At 33.3% G+C, this 3,465-nt stretch carries 2 protein-coding genes; both read left to right on the forward strand.

The window, feature by feature from the left end; genetic code table 11:
• Positions 1-291: 291 nt before the first annotated feature.
• Positions 292-1,518, forward strand: a complete 1,227-nt coding sequence (locus tag AC3DU7_RS25670) for a DUF445 domain-containing protein (RefSeq protein ID WP_488042115.1) — start codon at positions 292-294, stop codon at positions 1,516-1,518.
• A gap of 997 nt (positions 1,519-2,515) precedes the next feature.
• Positions 2,516-2,812 (forward strand): DUF3493 domain-containing protein, encoded by a 297-nt coding sequence (locus AC3DU7_RS25675; protein ID WP_488042116.1) that lies wholly within the window; start codon positions 2,516-2,518, stop codon positions 2,810-2,812.
• Positions 2,813-3,465: the final 653 nt, after the last annotated feature.

The following is a 3,465-nucleotide window of genomic DNA, read 5'->3' on the forward strand; positions in this document are numbered from 1 at the left end:
AAAATAATTTTTTAAAGTTTAGACGGTGTGTGACGGTACGCTTATCATTTATGGAGTAATGAGCGGTTTAATTGTTATGAATCTTTGTAGTTCGATAGTTGGGCATGGAGCAGGTTCATCTCAATTTAATATTGAGTAATTAACCATAGCGCGGAACTCACCCCTACTATTACAATATATTAGCTGTGTCAGTCCACTAACCAATCTAATATTTGTTTTACAAACACTCTCTAATAATTATAAAATTATTATTAGTTTTTTTTCAAAAGTAGATGTCTGAAATAATTAAAGTTGTCTAATATCTGGCTTTATTTTATACCACCAATTGCCGGTGGAATTATTGGCTATTTCACTAATGATATAGCTATTAAAATGCTATTTCGCCCTTATCGTCCTTACTATGCTTTTGGGAAAAAGCTACCCTTTACTCCTGGCTTAATTCCTGCTAATCAAGAACGTTTAGCAAAGCGAGTAGCTGATACAATAATGGGTTCTTTGTTAACTCCTTCAGAGTTGCAAAATTTAGCACGTCGTTTGTTACAAACGGAGCGAATGGAGGCAGCTATTCTCTGGCTGCTACAAATGTCTTTAGAACAATTTAAAATCGATACAAGTAAGAAAACTTCTAAAATTCTAGCAAATATTTTACGGGATTTATTAGGTCAATCTTTGCCAAGATTGCTCAAAGTTTGGGCGAAAAGAGAAGACTTTTTGGAAGCTCAACTCAACCAAATTTTTGACCAAGTATTATTAGAGTTTCAGCTAACAGAAATGCAGGCAATTCAACTATCAGATTGGTTGCTTAAAGTTGTACTACCACCAGATATATTAAGGCAGACTTTAATTGATTTTCTCACAGATCAAAATATTTCAATTATTGATGAAGGCTTTCGCGAAAAAGCTAGTGGTACTTATTGGGTAGTAGCTAATTTGTTTGGGCTGCGTAATACTTTAATTAGGTTAAGAACTTTTTGTTTAGATGAGAGAGAATTAACTAATCAACGCTTAAAAGAATTAATCAGAGCATTAGGTGTTAGAGAAAGAATTCAGGAATGGTTACAAAATCTTTCGATGCAAAATTTACCTGTTTCTACAGTACGCCAGTTAAGAAATACAATGCGTGATAGTGTGCGTCTATACTTGCGAGAGCGTGGTGCTGATTTAATTCAAGGTTTAAGTTTATCTATAGATTGGGAGCACATTGCTGATTTAATTATTAATCGCCTACAAGCTTCATCAATAATGAATAGTTCTCTAGAGTTAGTGAGTCAAGAATTAGCTTTGGTTTTAGAACGTTATTTAGAGCGGGATTTAGAAAATATTGTGGCTCAAGCAATTCCTATTTTAAACATTGACCAAGTAATTATTGACCGTGTTAAAGGTACTTCTCCTGAAGAATTGGAAGTTGCTATTAATGTAATTGTTAAAAATGAGTTGCAAGCTATTGTTAATTTGGGTGGTGTTTTAGGTGTTGTAGTTGGTTTACTTCAGACAATATTGTTATTGCTACAAAAGTAAGTTAAAAATAATTTTTAATGTTTCTAATATAACGTTGTTGTAGTGTAAGCATTTCCTCCGGAATGCTGCGCAAACAGCTACTATCTGTCAGCTATCAGAAACAATATTTTCTCCTTAAGGATAGTGTTTCAATTAACAACTGACTTTTAGGAGCAAGGAAAGCAACTTTTGTAATAAGACAATTAGTAAAGCTTTTATCCTAAACTAAAAGTAATAGCTGATGGCTGACTGCTGAATTCCCACGTTGTAGTTGATCTATTTCAGACAATATTGTTGTTGCTACAAAAGTAAGTTAAAAGTAATTTTTAATGTTTTTAATATAGCGTTTCTAAAATTAGTGGGATACACTCATCTTTTATCTTTATTTCTATTCTATTCCTAGAATTTAGATCCGGTGTTCCTTAAAAAAAACCAATGTGCATAACTCACGCTTTTTGATAATTGCTGTATGTAGGTTTTTATTAATTGAATAAGTTATATCAAATCCGGTAGCATCGGTGTAATAAGATAGTGAATCAGAATCAAGAATTCAGAATTCAGAATTTCCTACGGAATGCTCCGCAAACAGAAGGGAAAATAACTCAGAATTCTTTCCGCTCTGGATGAAGATGGAATATTTTTTTATACCGAATTAAACGGATTCGATATTATAAATATTTTGCTGGAATTTATTCGGTAATGAATCTTTGCAGACAAGATAAACCATATTTATAATTCTTCTTTTTCTCAAGCAAGAATTCCAATGGGCAAATATACAACGCCCAAAAACTTCTCCTCTTCCGCCTCCTGCCCAATAGTCACTATAATTTTTAATGCCAACCTATTTATAGCGGTTTTCAAATATATAGACTATAGTGGCCAAATCATTCTCCTACTGCCTACTGCGTAAGGACATTGCATGCAACGTCCCTACCTGCGATGCCCCAAAATAATTTTGTAGTCTACTTAAATAAATTGCGCTGTAAATTACTTCTTCAAGTCTGTATCTAAAAACACTATGTCAACTCCAAACTCAAATAATAATTCCTCTCAAACTAAACTTAGCCCAGAAAAATATGCTCGCCTCAAAAGTGAGCTTGATAAACCTTATCGAGGACTACGGCAATTTATATATGTAGCTTTAGGAGCTTCTGGTTTCATCGGAGCTTTTATTTTTTTGGCCAAAATCATTGCTGGCCAGAATATTGCTTCTGCTTTCCCTAATTTTGCTTTACAAGTCGGAGTTGTAGTCTTGATGATTATCCTATTTCGTTGGGAGCAACAGGCCAGTAATCGATCTTCTTCGTCTAAGTAACAAAAGTTTAAATTTTGTAATATGGATATATATTTGGCCATAAAAATACAAAAAAATAAAGAAAATATTACGAAATCGTCGATCCCTATAAAGTTGTTGTCAAATAATAGATGAATATAAATTGAGGTCAGCTAAAAATAAAGACCTTAAATATCTAAGTGGGGTTAGCTAATATAAAGGCCCTAAATATAAAAAACTTTTTTTAAAAGTAAAACGCCTGGCTCTAAACATATTCAGAGCCAGGCGTTTTTTAATTTGAGTTGTTTTTAGAGTTATGGTATTGCAGAAAGAAGAAAGAAGAATCTTAACTTTTGTCTGAGTTTTAAGCTTTTGATTTGTCCTAGCTTTTCCTTCGACTGCTATGGTAGAGTTTATGTCTGGCTTTTACTATGTTTTTTCTGATGTAAGAGCAATTAAACCTTGTCTCTCATCAAGTCAAAAACTAGTGACGCTACCCGGAAGTCAAAAGTCAAAAGCGAGTGCGTAATTCTAAGATTTTCTCAGAATGTAATACGCACTCAATCCAGTCAAAAGTATTGATTGGTCAGGATTTTAAGATTTTGTAATTGGTTAGTTATTCCCGCTCTCTTCTACTAGTGTCATTTCAGTTATCAGTTATCAGTTATCAGTTATCAGTTATCAGTACCTAAGGC

Source organism: Okeania sp., assembly GCF_983059655.1.